Source organism: Micromonospora sp. CA-111912 (assembly GCF_050948415.1).
GTDB lineage: Bacteria > Actinomycetota > Actinomycetes > Mycobacteriales > Micromonosporaceae > Micromonospora.
The window spans coordinates 1,347,486-1,366,899 of the sequence record NZ_CP192007.1 but is presented as its reverse complement, the minus strand read 5'-3'; the positions used below and the strand labels follow the sequence as shown (position 1 = coordinate 1,366,899).

Below are 19,414 nucleotides of genomic sequence, written 5' to 3'. Positions count from 1 at the left end.
CCGACCCGGTCCCCTTCCGGGTGCGGAGGAAGGGGCCCGGGTCGCAGGCCACGGGACGTGGCGGCGGGCCCGCCGGGACGGGACGCGGGCCCGCCGCATCCTCAGGCACCGGGGCGGTCGGGCGGGCGGACCGTCACGGTGGGGTCGCCCCGCTCGATCAGCGCGTCGATCTCGGCGGACCGAAGACCGCGCAGCGTGAGCACCCGCCGGCCCCAGCGGTGCAGCCGGCACGGGTGCGGGCTCGCGTCGTTGCGGCAGACCGTCCCGCCCGACCAGCGCCGGGGCGCGTGCACCACCACCGCCCGCACCGCGAACTGGGCGTCCTCCCCCGTGATGTACGGCGGCAGCGGGATCTCCCGGAGCGTCTCCCCCGACTCCTCGTCGCCGAGGGGAGCCGCGGGACGGACGGTACGGGTGGCGGTGCTGCTCATCGGTGAAGCCTCCACAGTGGATGGACGGACCGGGACAGCAGAAAACGTACGGCCGCTCCGCGGCGGCGCGACGGACAAACTGTCCCCCGGGGGCCTCTCCGCCCCGACCGGCCGGCGGCGGCCCGGCTGCCGGGACGCCGGGGCGGCTCAGAACCGGCCGGGGTCAGCCGAGCCGGAAGCCGAGCGCCCGGGCCAGCACCAGCGCCTGATCGACGTCGATCAGCGCGTCGGCCCGCTCCACCACGGTCGGGTCGAGCGCGGACAGGTCGCTGCCGCGCAGGTCGGCGCGGGAGAGCCGGGAGCCGTGCAGCTGGGCCCCGGACAGGTCGACGCCGGTGACCGTGGCGCCGGTCAGGTCGGCGCCGGTCAGGTCCACCTCGCGCATCCGCACGTCGGTCAGGCGCGCCCCGCGCAGGTCGGCCCCCGGCAGGGCCACGAACGACCAGTCCCCGCCGTCGATTCGCAGCGGACGCAGGTCGCACTCCTCGAAGCTGCTGCCGACCAGCTTGCAGCCGGTGAACTCGGCGTCGAAGAAGTTGCACCTTTTGAAGACGCAGCGGGTGAAGGCCGAGTCGGTGTGCCGGGAGGCGTTGAACGCCACGTTGCCGAAGGTGCAGCCGGTGAAGACGGCACCCCGGCTGATTACCTCGGTCAGGTCCACGTGGAAGAACTCGCAGCGCACGAAGTGCCGGTCGACCAGCTCCTCGCCGTACCAGTCGTCGTGGCGGAAGGTGACGTCCTCGGTCGGCTCCAACACCTGGTCAGCCTACTGGGCAAGCCGGCATCTTCCGCACGGCCCGTAACGGCTAGTAGGTTCGGCGGGTGAGTGTGGCGCGCAGCACCGACCCCGACCGGCTCGGCTTCGATCCCGCCCGGCTGGCGCGGATCGACGAACACTTCGGCAGGTACGTCGACGAGGGGCGGCTCGCCGGCTGGCAGATCGTCGTCACCCGCCGGGGCGAGATCGCCCACTCCTCGACCTACGGCCTGCGGGACCGGGAGGCGGGCGCCCCGGTCGAGCCGGACACCCTCTGGCGCATCTACTCGATGACCAAGCCGATCACCTCGGTCGCGGCGATGATGCTGTGGGAGGAGGGCCGGTTCGAGCTGACCGACCCGATCAGCCGCTGGCTGCCGGAGTTCGCCGACGCCCGGGTCTACGACAGGGGCCCGGTGACCAGCCCGCACACGGTGCCGACGGTCGAGCCGATCCGGATCTGGCACCTGCTCACGCACACCGCCGGGCTGACGTACGGCTTCGCCCAGGTCTCGGTGGTCGACGGCCTGTACCGGGCCGCCGGCTTCGACCTCAGCGTGCCCGCCGGGGCCGACCTGACCGCCGCCACGCGGACGCTGGCCCGGCTGCCGCTGCTCTTCCAGCCGGGCAGCAGCTGGAACTACGGGGTCTCCAGCGACGTGCTCGGCCGGCTCGTCGAGGTCGTCTCCGGCCGGCGGCTGGACCAGTTCCTCGCCGACCGGATCCTACGCCCGCTGGGCATGACCGACACCCGCTGGTGGGTCGACGAGCCGGACGCCAAGCGGCTGGCCGCCCTGTACGCCCCGAACCCGGCGACCGGCCAGGTGTTCAGGGCCGACTCGATCGGCCGAGCCGCCCTGACCGAGCCGACGTGGCTGTCCGGCGGCGGCGGGCTGGTCTCGACGGCCGCCGACTACCACCGCTTCACCCAAATGCTGCTGCGCGGCGGCGAGCTGGACGGCGTGCGCCTGCTCGGGCCCCGCACGGTGCGCTTCATGACCCGCAACCACCTGCCCGGCGGTCGGGACCTGGCCTCGTTCTCCCCGTCCGGGTTCGCCGAGACGGTGCTGGAGGGCGTCGGGTTCGGCCTCGGCTTCGCCGTGGTGCAGGATCCGGTCCCGGCCCGGGTGCCGAGCAGCGTCGGCGAGTACTACTGGGGCGGGATGGCCAGCACCGCGTTCTGGGTGGACCCGGTGGAGGAGGTCACCGCGCTGCTGTTCACCCAGCTCCTGCCGTCGAGCACCTACCCGTTGCGAACGCAGCTGCGTCAGCTCGTCTACTCCGCCCTCGTCGACTGAGCCCGGTCGGCCCCGCCGGTCGCGGCCTTCCCGACCGGGATCGCCGGAACGGCACCGCCGGGGCGTCTCGGCTCCCTAGCCTGGGGACGGACGACGACGGGTGCGGCGCGGGAGGCGGTCAGGCGATGAGCGACATCGTGGTGTTCGGGGCCGGCGGCACGGCGGGTTCGCGGATCACCGCCGAGGCGGTGAACCGGGGCCACCGGGTGACCGCGGCGGTGCGCCGGCCGGAGGCGGTCAGCTACCTGCCGGCCGGGGTCGACCTGGTCACCGGTGACGCCACCTCGGCGCGCAGCGTACGGGAGCTGGCTCCGGGCGCGGACGCGATCGTGGTGGCGGTCGGCGGCGGGGAGCGTGCGCTGTGGCGGGACGCGGCGGAGAACCTGATCACGGTGCTGCGGGACCTGCCGAACCCGCCCCGGGTGATCCACGTCGGCGGCGGGGCGACCCTGCTCAGCCCGAGGGGCGTCCCGTTCGTTGAGGAGCCGGACTTCCCCGAGGAGTACCGGGACTCCGCGCTGGGCCAGGCCGACGCGCTGGCCTGGTACCGGTCTTCGGCCGACGGGATGACCTGGACGTACATCTCCCCACCGCCGCTGGAGTTCCACCCCGGCGAGCGCACGGGCCACTACCGGACCGGCACGGACGAGCCGGTCACCGACGAGCGGGGCCGCGCGGTGCTGAGCTACGAGGACCTGGCCGTCGCCGTCGTGGACGAGATCGAGCACCCGCGCTTCGAGAACATGCGCTTCACCGCCGGATACTGAGCCGCCGGATACTGAGCCGCAGGGTCCCGAGCCGGCGGGTGCTGCTCGCGATGCCGCGTGCCGTGCCGTCAGTCGTTTCTACCGGTGCCCGCCGAGCGGGACCGGGCTGCCGTCCGCCCCGTGGGCTGGGCCGGCACCCGGGGTCGCACGGTTGGCCGCCACGCCCGGCCGTTGGCGTAGATCACCCGGAAGCCCAGGTACGCCGCCAGGGGCGCCCAGTGTGCGGAGCCCATCCGCAGCTCGGCGGCGTTGTGCCGGTGCCCGTTGGCGAGCACGTCGAGCAGCACGGTCTCGAACGCGGCCGACTCCACCCAGTCGACCTCGCGGGTGAAGCCGCAGATCAACGCGGCGCCGGTGGCGTCGAGGAAGTCGCGCAGCGCGGCGTCGGACGCCCGCAGCACCGAGCAGCTGCCGAAGTAGAGCCGCCGGCCCTCGCACCGGCCGGCCATCCGCTCGGCCACGTCGGCGAGGTCGACGGAGTCCCAGTCGGTGAGGCAGAGCCGGCTCGGCTCGCCGTGCATGGCGAAGAAGCCCACCCGGTAGTCGGCGTACTGCTTGAGCAGCCAGCGGTCGAGGAAGTAGAAGAGCTCGTCCCGGGTGGCCGCGTCCTTGTGGATGAACCGGATCTTGCCGAGCCGTTCGAGCAGCTCCAGGGTCGGCAGGACCGATCCGCGCTCGTTGAGGTCGCGATGCCACTGTCCCTCGACACAGAAGACGCCACCACGTGCCACAGCCACCTCCCCCAGCCCCCGGTGACGTTACCGCCGGCCGCTCGCGCCCCGACAGTCACCCTCCGTCGGATCCGAATCACGTTTCCGTCACGCCGCGCCCCGCGTACCGTTTCGGCCCCTCCGTGCATCAGCGAGACGCAATGGGGTGTCCCCATTTCACCCCCCTTTCCCCGGCAGATCCCCAACCACGGGTAAAGCGAGAACAATTCCGGTTATTCGCCTCCGAAAGGCCCCCACGATGCGAGGGTGGAACGGACGGGACGTCCCGGTCGACGGACCCGGCTCACCCCACTCGCTCTCCTTACGGGAGGACTTCCGTGCGTGCCGAAACCTTGAAGCGGGCCGTGGTCGCGTTCGCCCTGGCGTTGCCGGGCGTCGCGATCGCCACGGTGGTGGCCGCCCCGGCGGCCCACGCCGACGGCTGCTACACCTGGAAACGAAACCTGTACCAGGGGCGCTCCGGCGACGACGTCCGCCAACTCCAGATCCGGGTCGCCGGGTGGGCCGGCACCCGGGACATCGTGGAGAACGACGGCCGGTACGGCCCGAAGACCGCCGCCGCGGTCAAGCGCTTCCAGTCGGCGTACGGGCTGAAGGCCGACGGGGTCGCCGGGCCGCAGACGTACGCCAAGCTGTACGCGCTCCAGGACAACGACTGCACCCCGCGTCACTTCAGCTACAAGGAGTTGGACGGCGGCTGTGGCCGGGGCGGCTGGAGCGGGGGTCCGCTGTCGGCGACGAAGACGAAGGCCAACGCGCTGCGCACCATGTGGAAGCTGGAGGCGCTGCGGCGCGACCTCGGGGACAAGCCGATGCTCGTCACCAGCGGCTTCCGCAGCAAGGAGTGCAACAAGCAGGTCGGTGGGGCAGCGGACAGCCAGCACCTCTACGGCACCGCCGCCGACCTCGTCCCCCGCGACTCGTCGTTGTGCGACGCCGCCCGCGCGGCCCGCGACCACGGCTTCAGCGGCATCTACGGCCCCGGGTACCCGGACCACGACGACCACGTCCACGTGGACTCCCGCCGGGAGAACAACAGCGACCAGACGTCGAACACGACCGTCTGGTCCGCGCCGAACTGCGGGATCGGCACCAGCGGCGACTGACCGGGGGCCGCCAGGCGGGATCCGCCGACCCGACCGCGAGGACTGCCCCGCGGCCGGGCCGGCGCGTCGGCGTACCGGGCGGGCACGGTACCGATCAGCCGGCCGCAGCCGGCGCGGCGCACCCGGGCCGCAGCGCGGGGCCGCGCCGGGCGGTGAACGCCGCTAGTCTGGGTCGGCTCCGGACGACGGGAGGCGGCGGTGTTCGGTCGGGACCTGGACGACGCCGAGCGGTGGGTGGCCGACTGGTCGGCCTCGATCTCCGAGCGCGCCGAGCGGGCGCAGCGGCTCGCCGCGCGTGTCGCCGGGCTCACCGGCAGCGCCGGGGCCGCCGGCGGGCTGGTCGAGGCACGGGTCGACAGCTCCGGCGGCCTGGTCGCGCTGCACCTCGACGACCGGCTCACCGGTTGGCCGGCGGCCCGGCTCGAACGCGAGATCATGACCGCGCTGCGCCGGGCGCAGGCCGCCCTGACCGGCCGGGTCGCCGAAGCGGTCGCCGACACCGTCGGCGCCGACACCGAGACCGGTCGGGCCGTCCTCGACGGGTACGACCGCCGCTTCCCCGCCCCACCGCCCGACGACCCTCCCGGCCGGCGGCGTCCCGGGGTCGAGCCGTGACCGGTGACCGCGCCCCGGCCGGCGGCACGGGCAGTCCGACGGCCCTGGAGGTCACCCCCGAGGCGCTGACCGCGCACGCGGCCAACCTTGACCGGATCGGCGCGACGGTCCGGCAGGCGATCGGCGCGGCCGGTGGCATCCGGCTCGGTGGCCAGGCGTACGGGCAGCTGTGCGCGGCCTTCCCGGCGATGCTGAAGCCGCTGCACGACCTGGCCGAGCGGGTGCTCCGCGAGTCGCACGACGCGCTGGACGAGACCGCCCACGGGGTACGCGCGGCGGCCTCCCGGTACTGGGACGGCGACCAGCGCGCCGCCGAACGCCTCAGCCCGCCCCGGTGACCGTGCCCCCGGCCCGGCTTGTCGTTCCGCCCGCCGGGGCCGCCGTCGGGGCCCGCCATCCGACGGCGGGGCGGCTCGGGTGAGCGCGCCGAACCCGCTGGTCGCCGGGCGGGTGGACAGCACCACCGGCTGGTCGGGCATCGGCCTGGCCGAGGACGTCGACCTGCTGGTCGAGGCGTTCCGCAGCGGCTCCTGGATCGACGGGACGATCGGCGGCTTCGCCGCCGGCCTGGACACCCTCGCCGTCGTCGTCGACCCGCTGGGTCAGCTCGTCTCCTGGGGCGTGGCCTGGCTCATCGAGCATCTCAAACCGCTCTCCGACGCGCTCGACTGGCTGGCCGGCGACCCCGACCAACTCACCGCGTACGCCGCCACCTGGTCCAACATCACGGCGGCGCTGCGCTCCTCGGCCGCCGACCTGGACACGGCTGTCGCCTCCGAACTGGCCGGCTGGTGGGGCGAGGCCGGCACGGCGTACCGGACCCACGCCGGGCGGCACCGCGAGGCGCTTTCCACCATGGGTGCCGGCGCCGAGGCGATGGCCATCGTCACCACCGGGACCGGGCTGGTGGTCGCCCTGGTACGGGAACTCGTCCGGGATCTGATCGCCGACTTCGTCTCGGTGCTCGCCGTACGGCTGTGGGAATGGCTCGCCATCGCCGGCGGCACGCTCGGCGTGGGCACACCCTGGGTGGTCGCGCAGGTGTCCACGCTGGCCGCGAGGTGGGCCGCGAAGATCGCCCGGCTGCTCACGGGGCTGATCGGCAGCCTCCGTCGGGTCGCCCCGATCCTGCGCCGGCTGGACGGCGTCCTGGAACGGCTGGAAGCCCAACTCCGCCACCTCGCCCGCCACGACCCCACCACGCCAGAAGACGGGCTACTCCGACGTGACAGCGGTATCGCCAAGAGCGGCCAAAAACTGCTGATGAACATGAGCAACGTTCGTGCCGTGGTCGACAAGTACGGCATCGACATGCAAGGGGTCAAGGTGGTGATCAACAAGAGCCGTGACGGAGTCGCCGGAATCACCGGCCCGGACGGCACGGTGTATCTGAACCGCGCCGCCTTTCGCAGCGAAGAAGAACTCGCCCGCACCCTTGAACACGAACGCTTCCACGTGCAGCAGATCCGGGACGGGCTGCCCTACCCAGCCAGAGCGGAGGACACTGAGCCCTGGGAGGAGCCCGCACGGGAGCATGAGCGGCGATGGTGGGACAACCATCCCGCGAATCAGTAGGCCTTGCCTTGGAGGGAGTCATGTTGACGCTCTGGGAAGCGTGGATGGACGCGTTTGAAGAGCTGTACCAGGCACTCCCAGCCCGCAAGCGCGTCGTCTGCCCCACAAACGGAGACGGTGAGGTGCGTCTGGCGTTCACCGGAAGCAGCAGTGGGTCCGGCACCGCCCTCGTCTGGTGCGATACCTGCATGACCGGAATTTTCCTGCACCGAACTCGGGTCCCGGCCGGAGTGACGCCGCTCGCACCCGAAAAACGTCGTCGGGTGCCGAACTTCAGAATCATCGCACCGGATGCGGGCTCCGACGACGAGGATGTCGAGTCGGCAGTGCTCTGACGGCATCCCCCGTGCCACATCACAGGTTCCGGGTCGACGGAATGTTCGACCTTCCCTCACGATCGGGCCTCGTCGCCTGGGGATCGCTCTTCGACGGCGAGGAACTGATCGGGCTTTCGGTCTTCGTCGAGGAAATGACCGGTCGGCCGTCCATGTTCCCGGCGTCGACTTCATGATGCCGAAAACTCCACGCACCAGGGCCCCAGCCAGGGCCCCGGCAAAGTCATCAGGGTCTCCGGCTTGGCAGGCCCCATGGGATGCGCGCGCTGCCGACCCCATCGGCCCCTGCCGGGTCGACCTGCCCTGCGTTGGTCCCTTTGGAGCTGCCCCGTTTGTGCTGTCGGTGGAGTGGGAGCGTGGACGGGGCAGCTCCAAAGGGGCTGAAGGGCAGGTCCCCGACCGGGTGGGGGGGATTCGTCAGGCCGCCGCCCGGCTGCCCGGTGTACGGGGCCTACCTCCCGGGGCAGGTACGGGGAGAGGAGACATAACTGAGGGCCGGTGAGACCGGGGCCCTGGCCGGAATCTCGGCCTCCGGCCAGTGGTCACCGCGCGACCGGCCAACCCGTCCCGCCGCACGGGAGCCCCATCGCGCCGCGCTGGTCACCGCCTCCAACCCTGCCGATCCCGCCCAGGGTGCTGCCGACGCCGGCGGTGCTCGATTGGTCAGCCGTGGAGATCGTCTGTCGCGTACCGGCGTCCCGCCCGGCGTGTCGCGCCGGTGACCAGTAGACGATCAAGGGGCGGCCCACGAGGAAGCGCGGGGGCGGGGCGGTGGTGGGATCAGGCCAGGCCGGCGTCGTGCACCAGGATGGCGACCTGGACGCGGTTGTTCAGGTCGAGCTTGGTGAGCAGGCGCGAGACGTAGGCCTTGACCGTCGCCACGCTCATGAACAGCTCGACGGAGATCTCGGCGTTGGTCCGGCCCTGACCGAGGGCGACCGCGACCTCCCGTTCCCGCTCGCTGAGCCCGGCCAGCAACCGCAGCGCCCGTTCGCGGCGGGGGTCGAAGCCGGCCGGCCCGAACGCGGTGACGTGCCGGATCAGTTGCCGAGTGACCGTCGGTGAGAGGGTGGCCTCCCCGGCTGCGACCCGGCGCACCGCCCGGACGATCTCGGCGGGCGGGGTGTCCTTGAGCAGGAACCCGGCCGCCCCGGCGCGCAGCGCCCGCAGCACCTGGTCGTCGGCGTCGAAGGTGGTCAGGACGAGGACCTCGGGCGGGCGGGGCTGGGCGCGCAGCGCCTCGGTGGCGGCGAGCCCGTCCACCCGGGGCATCCGGATGTCCATCAGCACCACGTCGGGCGCGCAGGCGGCGACGGCGGCCGGCACCTGGTCGCCGTCGGCGGCCTCGCCGACCACCCGGAGGTCGGGCACGCCGCCGAGGATCATCGACAGGCCGGCCCGGACCAGGGCGTCGTCGTCGACGATCAGCACCCGCACGGGCTCCCCCGGGCCTCCCTGTCCGGGGCCGCCGTCGTCGTCGTATTCCCTGCCGGTCATGCCGGCCAGGGTAGCCAGGCGGTCAGCCGGAAGTCGCCGGAACCGTCCCGCCCGTGTTCCAGACGCCCGCCGGCCAGGCTGACCCGTTCGGCGACGCCGACCAGGCCGGTGCCGGTGCCGGGGATGACGGGCGACGACCCGGTCCCCACCGGCCAGCGGTTGCGGACGTCGACGGTCAGCCCCTCGCCGGGTGCCCCGGACAGCCGGACGGTGACGGCCGCGCCCGGCGCGTGCTTGCGGGCGTTGGTCAGCCCCTCCTGGACGATCCGGTACGCGCCGCGCCCGAGCGCGGCGGGTGCGGTCCCGGCCGCCTCGACGGTGTCGACCACCTCCACCCGCATGCCGGCGGCCCGGGACTCCGCGACCAGCCCGGGTACGTCGGCCAGGGTCGGCTGCGGCCGTTCCACCGCGGCCGGCTCCGGCGCCGACCGGGCCGCCGGGGTGGGGGCGGAGCCGGAGCGAGCCGACCCGGTAGGCACCTGGCCCGACGACGCCGGCCCGGGTGGGGGCGGGTCTTCGGCGCGGAGGACGCCGATGACCTCGCGCAGGTCCTGGAGGGCGGCGTGGGCGCTCTCCCGGATCACGCCGGCCGCCCGGGCGACCTCCTGCGGCGGCGCGTCCGGCCGGAACTCGAGCGCCCCGGCGTGCAGGCTGAGCAGCGAGATCCGATGCGCCAGCACGTCGTGCATCTCCCGGGCGATCCGGGTGCGCTCCAGCTGCCGGGCCTGCGCCACCCGGAGCTGCTGCTCCGCCTCGGCCCGGTCGGCCCGATCCCGCAGGGACAGAATGAGCTGCCGCCGGGCCCGGACGAACATCCCCCAGGCGAGCACCGAGCCGGTGAAGATGCCCGCCCAGGCCAGCTCGCCCCGCCATCCGATCGCCGGGTCGGGGCGGAGCATCGCGTAGCTGACGCTGGTCAGCGCGCAGCCGCCGAACACCAGCGCGGCCTGCGACAGCGGGCGGTGCACCACGACCGTGAACATGACGACCACGAGGGCCACCGCGGCGGTCGCCGAGAACAGCCCGAGCGGCAGGGTGGCCACCGCCAGGCCGAGGGGCCAGCGGCGGCGGAACCACAGCGCCGCGCAGGCCAGCAGCCCGAGCACGGTGTCGAGGCTTTGCAACCACTCGTACGGCAGCCGCCCGGCCAGCTCCGGGTCGGGCTGGCCGGCGTCCCAGGCGGCGGCGACGGCCCAGCCGAGGGCGAACAGGAAGAGGAGGGCGTCCACCAGCCAGTCGCGGGTGGTCCGTCGGGGTCGCGCCCCGGACGACGCCACGTCGGCGAGGGCACCCGGCAGCAGCCAGGGATGATCCGGTACGACGGCGCTGGTCACCACCCCATGCTAGGAAGGCCGGGGCCCCGCCGACAGCTACCAAAGTCGACGCCGGCCGTGGCCGGAGGTCGACGTGGTTCTCGACCGGTGACCGCAGCGCCCGGCCGGGTGGCGCGGGCAGGCTCGACCCATGATCGAAGTTGAGCATCTGACCAAGCGGTACGGCGGTCGCGCCGCCGTCGACGACGTCAGCTTCACCTGCGCGCCGGGCAGCGTCACCGGCTTCCTCGGCCCGAACGGGGCCGGCAAGTCCACCACGATGCGGATGATCTGCGGGCTGGCCCCGCCGAGCGCGGGCACCGCCACCGTCTGTGGAGTGCCGTACCGGCGGCTGGCGAACCCGGGCCGGGTGGTCGGGGTGCTGCTGGACGCCTCGGCGCAGCACTCCGGGCGGACCGGACGGGAGGTGCTGACGCTGGCCGCCGCCACGATGGGCGTGCCCCGGCGGGAGGTCGACGTGAAGCTCGACCATGTCGGGCTGGGCGCGGGTGCCGCGCGGCGGCGCGTCGGGGCGTACTCGTTGGGGATGCGGCAGCGGCTCGGCCTGGCGCACGCGCTGCTGGGCGACCCCCGGGTGCTGATCCTGGACGAGCCGGCGAACGGCCTGGACCCGGAGGGCATCTTCTGGATGCGCGGCCTGCTGCGCGACTTCGCCGACCGGGGCGGCGCCGTGCTGCTCTCCTCCCACCTGCTGAGGGAGGTGGAGGCGGTGGCCGACCAGTTGGTGGTGATCGGGGGTGGTCGGGTGGTCGCCTCCGGCGGCACGGACGAGCTGCTGGCCGACGCCGGCACGCTGGTCCGGGCCCGCGACGGGGAGGCCCTGCGGCGGGCGCTGGCTGACGCGGGTCTCGCCGCGACGGTCGCCGCCGGCCCGGCCGCGTCGCCCGGCGGCGGCCTGCTGGTCCAAGCCGAGCCCGGCGTGGTCGGGCAGGCAGCGGCGGACGCGGGGGTCGCCCTCACCGAGCTGCGCCCGGCCGGCGGCGGTGGCCTGGAACAGCTCTTCCTCACCCTCACCGGCGGCACGTCGACGAAGGAGACCACCGCATGAGCGCGAGCACCGCCCCCACCGCACCCGCGGTCGCCCCGGCGGCTCACCCGGGGGTACGCGGACCGTCGCTGACCCGGCTGACCGCCGTGGAGCTGCGCAAGCTCGTCGACACCCGGGCCGGACGGTGGCTGCTGGCCAGCATCGGCCTGATCTCCGTCGCGATCGTCGTGGTGCAGCTGTGGGTGCTGGCCGACGACGAACAGACGTTCACCGCGTTCTTCGTCCCGCAGCTGCTCCCCGCCGGCCTGCTCCTGCCGGTGCTGGGCATCCTGTCGATCACCGGGGAGTGGTCCCAGCGCACGGCGCTGACCACGTACGCGCTGGTGCCCCGCCGGGAGCGGGTGGTCGTCGCGAAGCTCGCCGCGGTGGTGCTGGCCGCGCTGGCGTCGGTGCTGGTCACCCTGGCCGTCGCCGCGCTCGGCACGCTGGTCGCGAAGGCGACGGGCGGGTCGGGCGACTGGTCGTTCGAGGGCGCCCGGCTGTTCCACGCGGTGGTCCTGCAGGTGCTGGGGGTGCTGATGGGCACGGCGTTCGGCCTGCTGCTGCTGAACACCCCGCTGGCGGTGGTCACCTACCTGCTGCTGCCGACGGTCTGGGCGGTGCTGGCCGGCATGGTCGCGGCGCTGCGGGAGCCAGCCCGCTGGCTGGACACCAGCGTCGCCATGGAGCCGCTCTTCGGCCCGGAGGTGACGGCCGGTCAGTGGGGGCGGATGGCCGTGTCGGTGCTGGTCTGGACGGTGCTGCCGCTGGCGGCCGGGCTGGTCCGCACGCTGCGCCGGGAGGTGTCCTGACCGTGGGAGCCGGGGACACGCCGACGCGGGTCGACGGCGGGGCGGGCGAGCTGGCGGTCATGTGGGGCGGCTTCCCGCTGGTCGGGGCCGGCGCCGGCTGGCTGCTCACCGTCGTCGCCGGCCCGGTCGCCGGGCTGCCGTGGGTGCCCGCGCAGGGCTGGTTCGAGCTGCTGGCCGGGCTGTCCCAGCCCTGGGCCAAGGCCGGGGCGCTGGCGCTCGGCGCGCTGGCCGGGCTCGTCGTCGCCGGAATCGGCACCTGGGAGCGGCTGCGGGTCGAGGTGGACGCGGACCGGGTCCGGCTGCGCCGCGACGGACGGGACCAGGAGTTTTCCCGCCAGGCCGTGCGGGTGGTGTTCGTCGACCGGCGGGACCTGGTGCTGCTGGGCGACGGGGAGGAGGAGCTGGCCCGGGAGCGCGGCGACGTGAGCGCCGGGCGGCTGGCCGCCGCGTTCCGGGGGCACGGCTGGCCGTGGGCGGACGCGGACCCGCACCGGGACGCGTACCGGCGGTGGGTGGACGGGCTGCCGGGGCTGCCGGCGGGGGCGGACGCCCTGTTGCGGGCGCGGCAGCGGGCGGTGGACCGGGGCCGGCGCGGGGACGCCGACGACCTGCGGCGGGAGTTGGCCCGGCTCGGGGTGGTGGTGCGGGACGAGGAGAAGCGGCAGTACTGGCGGCTGACCCGCCGGGCGGCCCCGGAGTGAGAGTCCCCCCGGTGTGGTGCCTGCTCGGCGCGCTGGTCCGAGCGGGCTACGGCTACCGGCGCTCGGCGTTGGCCGACCGGCGCTGGGGGCGGCCCACCGAGGCCAGCAGCTCGTCCAGCGCGTCGACCTCGGCCCAGCCGTTGACCGAGACCCGGCCGGTGGCGTCGACGGTCACCTCGACCCGGTCCGGTGTCTCGGGCAGCTCGTCGAGCAGCCCCGGGAAGCGGTCGTTGAGCAGCGCGAACTCCTGGTTGGTGGAGCCCACCCAGGGCCGGTCGGTGTCCACCAGGTCGGCCCGGAACGGCCCGGCGACCAGCAGGTCGGTCTCGGCCAGCAGGGCTGCCACGTCTTCGCGTCCGCTGTCGACGGCGCGGCGCAGGCCGTCGCGGGTGTAGCCGGTGAAGGTCATCACCGACCGGCCGGCCCGGCGCACCCCGGCGGCCATCTCGGCCAGGGCGCCGGCCTGGTCGAACGGTTCGCCGCCGAGCAGGGTCACCCCCTGTGTGCCGGCGGCGAGGACCCGCTCGACCAGGTCGGCCGGCGCGACGAGTTCCCCGCCCCGGAAGGTCCAGAGCTGGGGGTTGAAGCAGCCCGGGCAGCGGATCGCGCAGCCCTGCACCCACAGGGCGGTCCGCTCGCCGGGCCCCTCGGCCCGGGTCGACGCGAGGAACCGGGCCAGCGCCACCCGGCCGGGCCCGGCGGCGGAGCGCCGCACCGGGCCGGTCTCAGAAATCGAGTACGCGTCCACCGGACGTCCCCGGGTGGGCGGGCGGGCCGGCGGGCGGCACGCAGACGAGCAGGTCGCGCAGGCGGGCGTACTCGTGCGGGGCCAGCTCGGCGGCGGCGGCGAACTCGGCGACGCTGCCGAACCCCCGGCGGGCCTCCCGGGCGGCGAGCACCCGCCCGGCGCGGGCGGCGTCGAAGCCGGGCAGCGCGGCGAGCTGCCCGGCCCCGGCGGCGTTGACCTCCACCGGGGACGGCGCGGCGGCCGGCGTTCCCACCGCGGTCGACGGCGGGGTGGGGGGCGGGCCGAAGACCGGCGTCCCGAAGCTCAGCGGCGTGCCGAAGCTCAGGGGCGCGGCGGTCGGGTCGACCATGGGGAGCGGCGTCGACGGCGGCGGGCCGGCGGTCGGGTCGACGGGGACCTTGGTCGCGGCCTCGCCGGTGGCCCAGTACCCGCCCTGCTGCCCGACGGCGAGCGGGCCGGAGACGGGGCTGCCGAAGCCGCCGCCCACCTGCGGGCCGGGCGGCGGGGCGAGGGCCCCGGGCGGGTACGCGGACCCGGGCCAGCCCGGCGCGGGCCGGGTGTACCAGGGCCGGTGGCCGGCCCGCCACTGCAACCAGTACACGTTGACCACGAGGGCGTGCATGATGCTGACGATCCAGGCCACGAGCCACAGGCCGACGCACCAGGCGCTGGCGGCGCTCTCCTTCTCGACGGCTTCGAGCCCGATGAGGCTGCCCCAGCCGACGAGCAGGTAGACGATGCCGGAGATCCACCACGCCGCGCGCCGGGCCCGGATGCCGACGTAGAGGAAGCCGATCCCGCCGAAGCAGCTGAACCCGAGGATCGGAAACAGCACCCACCAGCTGTGCCGCAGCCGCCACCAGACGCTGACCCCGGGCGAGCGCACCGGCGGCGCGCCGGCCCAGGTGGGCGGACCGGCCGGCGGCTGGTACCCCTTCGGGCCGGGAGCGGGCGGGGGCGGATACCCGGGCGGGCCGGGCGGCGGCGGGTACGCCGGTGGGCCCGACGCGGGCGGCCAGCCCGGCGGCCAACCGTCAGGCGCGGTCGACATCGTGCTGCTCGTCGGCGACGACGGTGGCCACCCGGTCGCGGTCGGCCGTGTACGCGCTGCGCACCGTCCGCGCGTCGAGCAGGTCCTCCAGCACGGCCACGTAGTCGAGGCAGCTCTCGCCGAGCAGGCCCTGGGTCTCGGCGCTGACCGAGCCGTCCGGGTTGACGGTGACGACGACGCGGGGCTGGCCGGTCACCGGTCCCGCTCCTGCACGGCGAAGACGAGCCGGACCGAGGCGTCCTCGGTGACCTGCTCCGACTCCAGTCGCAGCCCGGCGGCCGGGGCCTGGGCCCGCAGCCGTTCCAGCACCGCGCCCTGCACCTGCCGCCCGTACGCGGCGTCGACCGACCGGACGATCTCCACCGCCCGCTCCTCGTCGACCTCGCCGCTGAGGTGCGCGGTCCAGATGCCGTCCGGGCCGCGGCGGAAGCCGGCCCGTACCCCGGCCCAGTCGGCGGTGATCTCGTCGGTGGCGGCGGTCACCGCCGCGCCGGTGTCCCGCAGCGCGGCGGCGAGCAGCGTTTCGTCACGCATCCGGGTCTGCACCTGGCAGACCACCCGGCCCTCGCCGTCGCGGTCGGCGGTGGCGGCGTGCGCGGCGGCCACGGTGGCCACCGCCAGGGGTACGAGTATCAGCGAGATGCTCACCGGCGCTCTCCTGTCGTCGTCGTCGTGGTGGTGGTGATGATGATGATGGGGGCGGGGACCGGCATCAGAACTCCACCGCCCGGCCCCCGTGCCCGCCGCCCGGCAGCCCCGGGCCACCCGACGGACGGGGTTCGAGGTCCCAGTCCTCGGCGGCGGTCGCGGCGACCGCCCGGTGTTCCGCCCAGTTCCGTACGGCGGTGATCCGCTCGGCCTGGGTGACACTCAACGGAACCATGTTGACGAGTGCGCGCAACAGGTCGTCGCGGCGCAGCGGCCGGCGCTCCGCGTACGCGTCGACGAGCCCGGCGACGACGGCCTGCTCGATCTCCGCGCCGGAGTAGCCGTCGCTGAGCCCGGACAGCTCGGCCAGCAGTCCAGGGTCGACGGTCAGCTCCCCGGCCACGGCCGGGTGCCGCAGCCGGCGGGCGATGTGCAGGCTCCAGATCGAGGCGCGTTCGGCCCGGGTCGGCAGGTCGACGAAGAAGATCTCGTCGAAGCGTCCCTTGCGCAGCAGCTCCGGCGGGAGGGCGGCGAAGTCGTTGGCGGTGGCGATGACGAAGACCGGACGGGTCTTCTCCTGCATCCAGGTCAGGAACGAGCCGAAGACCCGGGCGGAGGTGCCCGAGTCGCCGCCCGCGCCACCGGCGAAGCCCTTCTCGATCTCGTCCAGCCAGAGCACGCAGGGCGCGGTCGCCTCGGCGACCCGGATCGCCTCGCGCATGTTCTGCTCGCTGGAGCCGACCAGCCCGGCGAAGACCTTGCCGATGTCCAGCCGCAGCAGCGGCAGCCCCCAGGCGGCGGCGACCGCCTTCGCGGTCAGCGACTTTCCGCAGCCGGGGACGCCGGTGATCAGGACGCCGCGTGGGGCCGGCAGCCCGTACCCGGCGGCCTCGGCGAGCCAGGAGCCGTCCCGCTTGGCCAGCCAGCGCTTGAGGTTCTCCAGGCCGCCGACGTCGCCCAGCGGCACCGGGGCGTCGAGGAACTCCAGCAGCCCGCTGCGCCGGACGGCCTGCCGCTTCTCCTCGTGCACGAGCCGCAGGTCGCGGGCGTCGAGCACGCCGTCATCCACCATGGCGCGGGCGAACGCGTTCTCCGCCTCGTGCAGGGTCAGCCCGAGGGCCGCCTTGGCCAGCCGTTCCCGGCCCCGCTCGTCCAGGTCGATGCGGATACGCCCGGTCGTCGCGTTGGCGGCGATGATCCCCTCCAGCACCGCGCGGATCTCCGGCTCGGTGGGCAGCGGGAAATCGACCGCCGTGACGTCCTTGGTCAGCTCGACCGGGAGGTCCGACACCGGGGACAACAGCAGCAGGGTGCGCGGCACGGGGCCGCTGCGGTAGGCGACGGCCAGCTCACGCAGCCGGCGCACCACCCCGGGGTCGGCCGGGCGGCCACCGGCGCCGAGCGCGGGGTGCAGGTCGGCGAGGACGACCAGGGCCGGCTCGTCGATCCGCCAGGCCGCGTCGAGGGCGGCCACCGGATCGGTGGTGCCCTGTCGCCGGTTGCCGTCGGGCGGCACCAGACCCCGGGTCGCCGACCAGGTCCAGACCCCGCGCGGAGTGCGCACCCGGGCGGCGTCGTGGGCGACCGCGGCGATCTCGGCGAGCACCCGCTGTTCCTCGTACGAGCAGATTTGGAGCACCGGCACGCGGGCCTTGAGTAACTGGGACAGGGCGTCGCGGAAGGCCGTCGCCATCGCCGATCCTCCCCGAAGCGTCGCCGGACCGCGCAGACTCTAGCACCGGACAGATCGAGGGGCGGGCTGGTGCCGCCGACGGCACGACCTGCGGCGCTCCGCCCGCCGACCCCACCGGCGAGGGCAATTTCCCCGGTGCCCTACGTGCCCGGCAACGCGAGCGTGAACACGTTGCGCAGGATCGTCGACACCGCGGCGTCCGTCGCGAGCGCGCCGTTGAAGGTGATGGAGGACGCGCTGAACACGAAGCCGCCGTTGGGCTTCTCCATGAAGACCATCGAGGCGCCGCCGCCCGGGTTGGTGCCCCGCGCGATGACCTGTGCCTCGGTCGCCTCACCGGCGAGCCCGAGGAAGGTGTCCACCTCCCACCCGCTGGCGGCGCCGTTGTACCCGGCATGGCCGAACTGGTCACCCACGGCGAGCCCGGTGCCGGCGAGCAGGGCGTGGTTGTTGACCACCCGGTAGGGCGCGAACGTGAACCAACTGTCGTCGATGTAGTTCACGCCGATGAGCTCGGAGGCGGGCATCCCGACGCCACTGAGGACGTCCCGCGCGCCGGTGGTCTTGCGGAAGTTGACCCGACCCAGGTCGGCGCTGAACGACACCCGCTCGTAGACGCCGTTGCCGCCCGTGTAGATCAGCCGCCCACCGCCCGCGACATAGGCGATCATGTGCTGCCGCATCGCCTCGGACCAGTACTCGGGGTGGCTGCCCAGCACGACGGCGTCGTACGGGGACCAGTCGGCGATCAGGTGCAGATCGGTGTCGTTGTACGAGTCGAAGCCGATGTTCTCCTCGGTCATCCAGCGGGTCAGCAGGACGTCCGAGTAGAGCGTGTGCTCCATGTTGCCGGTGACCTCGACGTTCAGCTCCGTCGAGGGGCGCCGCAGCGACAGGGTGCGTACGCCGGTGAGGTCGGAGCAGTACTGGCTGTGGTTCCCGTACGTGTTGTAGGCGTGGTAGGTGTTCGTCGGGAAGATGAGGGCGACGCGGTTGGCGGGCACGACCGGCTTGACGATGAAGGGCAGGTGACGCCGCAACCCGTGCGGGCCCTCCAGCCGCATGGCGTACAGCCCGGAGGGCAGGTCGGCGGGGATCGGCACCGAGAGGGTGTCGGCCCAGCCGCAGCCGGTGTGCACGAAACCCGTCGGCACCGGTTGCACGCCACCGGCGACCGTCACGGGCGCGGCGACCTCCACCGGGGCGGCGGCGCTCGGTGCCACCCGCACCATCGTCGCGGTGAACGTGGCGAAGGTGCTCGACGTGGCGATGTGGACGGTCTCGCCGGGCCGCACGCTGTTCGTCCGGGTGTAGCCCTGCAGCGCGGCGGTCCGCTGGATCGTCCAGCCCGCGTTGACGATCTTCCCCGCGCCGCCGTTGGCCCACGAGGCCGACTGGTCCGCGCCGGCCGTGGTCCAGTTGTTCAGCCGGTACTCCACCAGGCTGCCCGGCCACGACTGGGTGGAGACGCCCGGGTTGACCCCGTAGAGCGCGCCCTGCCCGGCCGCGATCAGCCCCACGTACATCAGGTTGGTGAACCCGCTGCCGATCTGCATCCCGGAACCGGAGGCCCAGGCCCCGCCGGTGTACCGGTGCCAGTAGACGTAGCCGTACCGGACCGCGTAGACGACACCGCTGTCGTCGGCGTAGAGCTGGTAGGTCTTGAAGTTGCCGATCAGCGTGCCGGAGCCGTTGATCCAGGTGCCGGTCGTCGGATTGAACCGGTAGGCGTACACGTCGCCGGCCGCGGTGACCCCGTAGACGTAGCCGTTGAAGCCGAACAGGCGTGGGTACTTGTCGAACCCGTTGCCGATCTGCACCCCGTTCGGGGCGGCCCAGGAGCCGGCGCCGGTCTCGAGGTTCGAGCAGACGTAGCGGTAGCGGTGCAGCGTGCCGTCGCCACGCAGGCAGTACAGCGAGCCGTCGACGCCACCGAAGACGCTGACGAACTGGTGGAAACCGTCGCCGATGATCCGTCCCGAGCCGCTGGCCCAGGTGGTGCCCACCGTCTGCCAGTCGACGTGGCGGTACCAGAGCAGGGCGCCGTCGGCGCGGATGCCGTACAGCACCCCGCTGCCCCCGCCGACCACCTGGACGAAGCGCTGCTGCGGGTCGTACTCCGGGCCCGCCGCTTCTCCTGCTCCGACAGCCCGGTCGGCGGCCAGTGCCTCACCCGCCCCCACCAACGGGGTCATGGCGGCGCCGGCGATGCCGGCGGCCCGGAGGAGATCGCGGCGTGACATTTCCATAGTGCCGTCCCATCAGTGCGTCATCCCGGCCGCCGTAGT

General features: G+C 74.0%; 22 protein-coding genes. 11 read left to right on the top strand and 11 right to left on the bottom strand.

Going from position 1 to position 19,414, the window contains the following annotated elements:
• Positions 1-101: 101 nt before the first annotated feature.
• Positions 102-431: a hypothetical protein gene (locus tag ACQPZO_RS06265; RefSeq protein WP_433347874.1), complete on the bottom strand. Its 330-nt coding sequence runs from the start codon at positions 429-431 to the stop codon at positions 102-104.
• A 163-nt stretch (positions 432-594) separates the two neighbouring features.
• Entirely contained in the window at positions 595-1,188 is a 594-nt protein-coding gene (locus ACQPZO_RS06260) for a pentapeptide repeat-containing protein (RefSeq protein WP_433347872.1), read from the bottom strand.
• Between the two features lie 65 nt (positions 1,189-1,253).
• Here ACQPZO_RS06260 and ACQPZO_RS06255 point away from each other — a divergent pair, with 65 nt between their 5' ends.
• Positions 1,254-2,486, top strand: a complete 1,233-nt coding sequence (locus tag ACQPZO_RS06255; protein ID WP_433347870.1) for a serine hydrolase domain-containing protein — start codon at positions 1,254-1,256, stop codon at positions 2,484-2,486.
• A 125-nt stretch (positions 2,487-2,611) separates the two neighbouring features.
• Entirely contained in the window at positions 2,612-3,253 is a 642-nt protein-coding gene (locus tag ACQPZO_RS06250; protein WP_433347868.1) for an NAD(P)-dependent oxidoreductase, read from the top strand.
• A gap of 68 nt (positions 3,254-3,321) precedes the next feature.
• On the opposite strand, the gene ACQPZO_RS06245 is transcribed toward ACQPZO_RS06250, so the two are convergent.
• Complete coding sequence (locus tag ACQPZO_RS06245; RefSeq protein WP_433347866.1) at positions 3,322-3,984, bottom strand: DUF6642 family protein; 663 nt, start codon at positions 3,982-3,984, stop codon at positions 3,322-3,324.
• Positions 3,985-4,301: 317 nt separating this feature from the next.
• Here ACQPZO_RS06245 and ACQPZO_RS06240 point away from each other — a divergent pair, with 317 nt between their 5' ends.
• From ACQPZO_RS06240 to ACQPZO_RS06215, 6 genes are all read left to right on the top strand, one after another.
• Positions 4,302-5,090: a D-Ala-D-Ala carboxypeptidase family metallohydrolase gene (locus tag ACQPZO_RS06240; protein ID WP_433347864.1), complete on the top strand. Its 789-nt coding sequence runs from the start codon at positions 4,302-4,304 to the stop codon at positions 5,088-5,090.
• A 198-nt stretch (positions 5,091-5,288) separates the two neighbouring features.
• Positions 5,289-5,705 (top strand): YbaB/EbfC family nucleoid-associated protein, encoded by a 417-nt coding sequence (locus ACQPZO_RS06235; protein WP_433347862.1) that lies wholly within the window; start codon positions 5,289-5,291, stop codon positions 5,703-5,705.
• Entirely contained in the window at positions 5,702-6,043 is a 342-nt protein-coding gene (locus ACQPZO_RS06230) for a type VII secretion target (protein ID WP_433347860.1), read from the top strand. The genes ACQPZO_RS06235 and ACQPZO_RS06230 overlap by 4 nt, the downstream gene beginning before the upstream one ends.
• Positions 6,044-6,122: 79 nt before the next feature.
• Positions 6,123-7,280 carry a hypothetical protein gene (locus ACQPZO_RS06225; RefSeq protein ID WP_433347858.1) on the top strand — a complete coding sequence of 386 codons (1,158 nt, stop codon included), beginning with the start codon at positions 6,123-6,125 and terminating at the stop codon, positions 7,278-7,280.
• Between the two features lie 20 nt (positions 7,281-7,300).
• Positions 7,301-7,615: a hypothetical protein gene (locus ACQPZO_RS06220; protein WP_433347856.1), complete on the top strand. Its 315-nt coding sequence runs from the start codon at positions 7,301-7,303 to the stop codon at positions 7,613-7,615.
• Positions 7,616-7,656: 41 nt separating this feature from the next.
• Complete coding sequence (locus ACQPZO_RS06215; protein WP_433347854.1) at positions 7,657-7,791, top strand: hypothetical protein; 135 nt, start codon at positions 7,657-7,659, stop codon at positions 7,789-7,791.
• 604 nt (positions 7,792-8,395) lie between these two features.
• Here ACQPZO_RS06215 and ACQPZO_RS06210 read toward each other — a convergent pair.
• Complete coding sequence (locus ACQPZO_RS06210; protein ID WP_433350831.1) at positions 8,396-9,130, bottom strand: response regulator; 735 nt, start codon at positions 9,128-9,130, stop codon at positions 8,396-8,398.
• Positions 9,109-10,446: a sensor histidine kinase gene (locus tag ACQPZO_RS06205; RefSeq protein WP_433347852.1), complete on the bottom strand. Its 1,338-nt coding sequence runs from the start codon at positions 10,444-10,446 to the stop codon at positions 9,109-9,111. Before ACQPZO_RS06205 ends, ACQPZO_RS06210 begins: the two co-directional genes overlap by 22 nt.
• 130 nt (positions 10,447-10,576) lie before the next feature.
• On the opposite strand from ACQPZO_RS06205, the gene ACQPZO_RS06200 reads away from it, so the two are divergent.
• Genes ACQPZO_RS06200 through ACQPZO_RS06190 form a run of 3 tightly spaced genes read left to right on the top strand, consistent with a single transcriptional unit; the run spans position 10,577 to position 12,986 of the window.
• Complete coding sequence (locus ACQPZO_RS06200; RefSeq protein WP_433347850.1) at positions 10,577-11,494, top strand: ABC transporter ATP-binding protein; 918 nt, start codon at positions 10,577-10,579, stop codon at positions 11,492-11,494.
• Positions 11,491-12,285 carry an ABC transporter permease gene (locus ACQPZO_RS06195; RefSeq protein ID WP_433347848.1) on the top strand — a complete coding sequence of 265 codons (795 nt, stop codon included), beginning with the start codon at positions 11,491-11,493 and terminating at the stop codon, positions 12,283-12,285. Before ACQPZO_RS06200 ends, ACQPZO_RS06195 begins: the two co-directional genes overlap by 4 nt.
• A 2-nt stretch (positions 12,286-12,287) precedes the next feature.
• Positions 12,288-12,986 (top strand): YqeB family protein, encoded by a 699-nt coding sequence (locus tag ACQPZO_RS06190; protein WP_433347846.1) that lies wholly within the window; start codon positions 12,288-12,290, stop codon positions 12,984-12,986.
• A gap of 52 nt (positions 12,987-13,038) precedes the next feature.
• Here the strand turns inward: ACQPZO_RS06190 and ACQPZO_RS06185 are convergent, their stop codons facing one another.
• The 6 genes from ACQPZO_RS06185 to ACQPZO_RS06160 all read right to left on the bottom strand — a co-directional run bounded on the left by ACQPZO_RS06185 (position 13,039) and on the right by ACQPZO_RS06160 (position 19,375).
• A complete protein-coding gene (locus ACQPZO_RS06185) occupies positions 13,039-13,734 on the bottom strand; it encodes a 4Fe-4S single cluster domain-containing protein (RefSeq protein WP_433347845.1) in 696 nt (231 codons plus the stop codon).
• Complete coding sequence (locus ACQPZO_RS06180) at positions 13,712-14,785, bottom strand: helix-hairpin-helix domain-containing protein (protein ID WP_433347843.1); 1,074 nt, start codon at positions 14,783-14,785, stop codon at positions 13,712-13,714. The genes ACQPZO_RS06185 and ACQPZO_RS06180 overlap by 23 nt, the downstream gene beginning before the upstream one ends.
• Entirely contained in the window at positions 14,769-14,981 is a 213-nt protein-coding gene (locus tag ACQPZO_RS06175; protein ID WP_350886408.1) for a DUF2997 domain-containing protein, read from the bottom strand. Before ACQPZO_RS06175 ends, ACQPZO_RS06180 begins: the two co-directional genes overlap by 17 nt.
• Entirely contained in the window at positions 14,978-15,433 is a 456-nt protein-coding gene (locus ACQPZO_RS06170; RefSeq protein ID WP_433347841.1) for a hypothetical protein, read from the bottom strand. Before ACQPZO_RS06170 ends, ACQPZO_RS06175 begins: the two co-directional genes overlap by 4 nt.
• 64 nt (positions 15,434-15,497) lie before the next feature.
• Positions 15,498-17,126, bottom strand: coding sequence for an AAA family ATPase (locus ACQPZO_RS06165; protein WP_433347839.1), 1,629 nt, complete (start codon positions 17,124-17,126; stop codon positions 15,498-15,500).
• 140 nt (positions 17,127-17,266) lie between these two features.
• On the bottom strand, positions 17,267-19,375 hold the full coding sequence (locus ACQPZO_RS06160; protein WP_433347838.1) for a N,N-dimethylformamidase beta subunit family domain-containing protein: 2,109 nt from the start codon (positions 19,373-19,375) through the stop codon (positions 17,267-17,269).
• Positions 19,376-19,414: the final 39 nt, after the last annotated feature.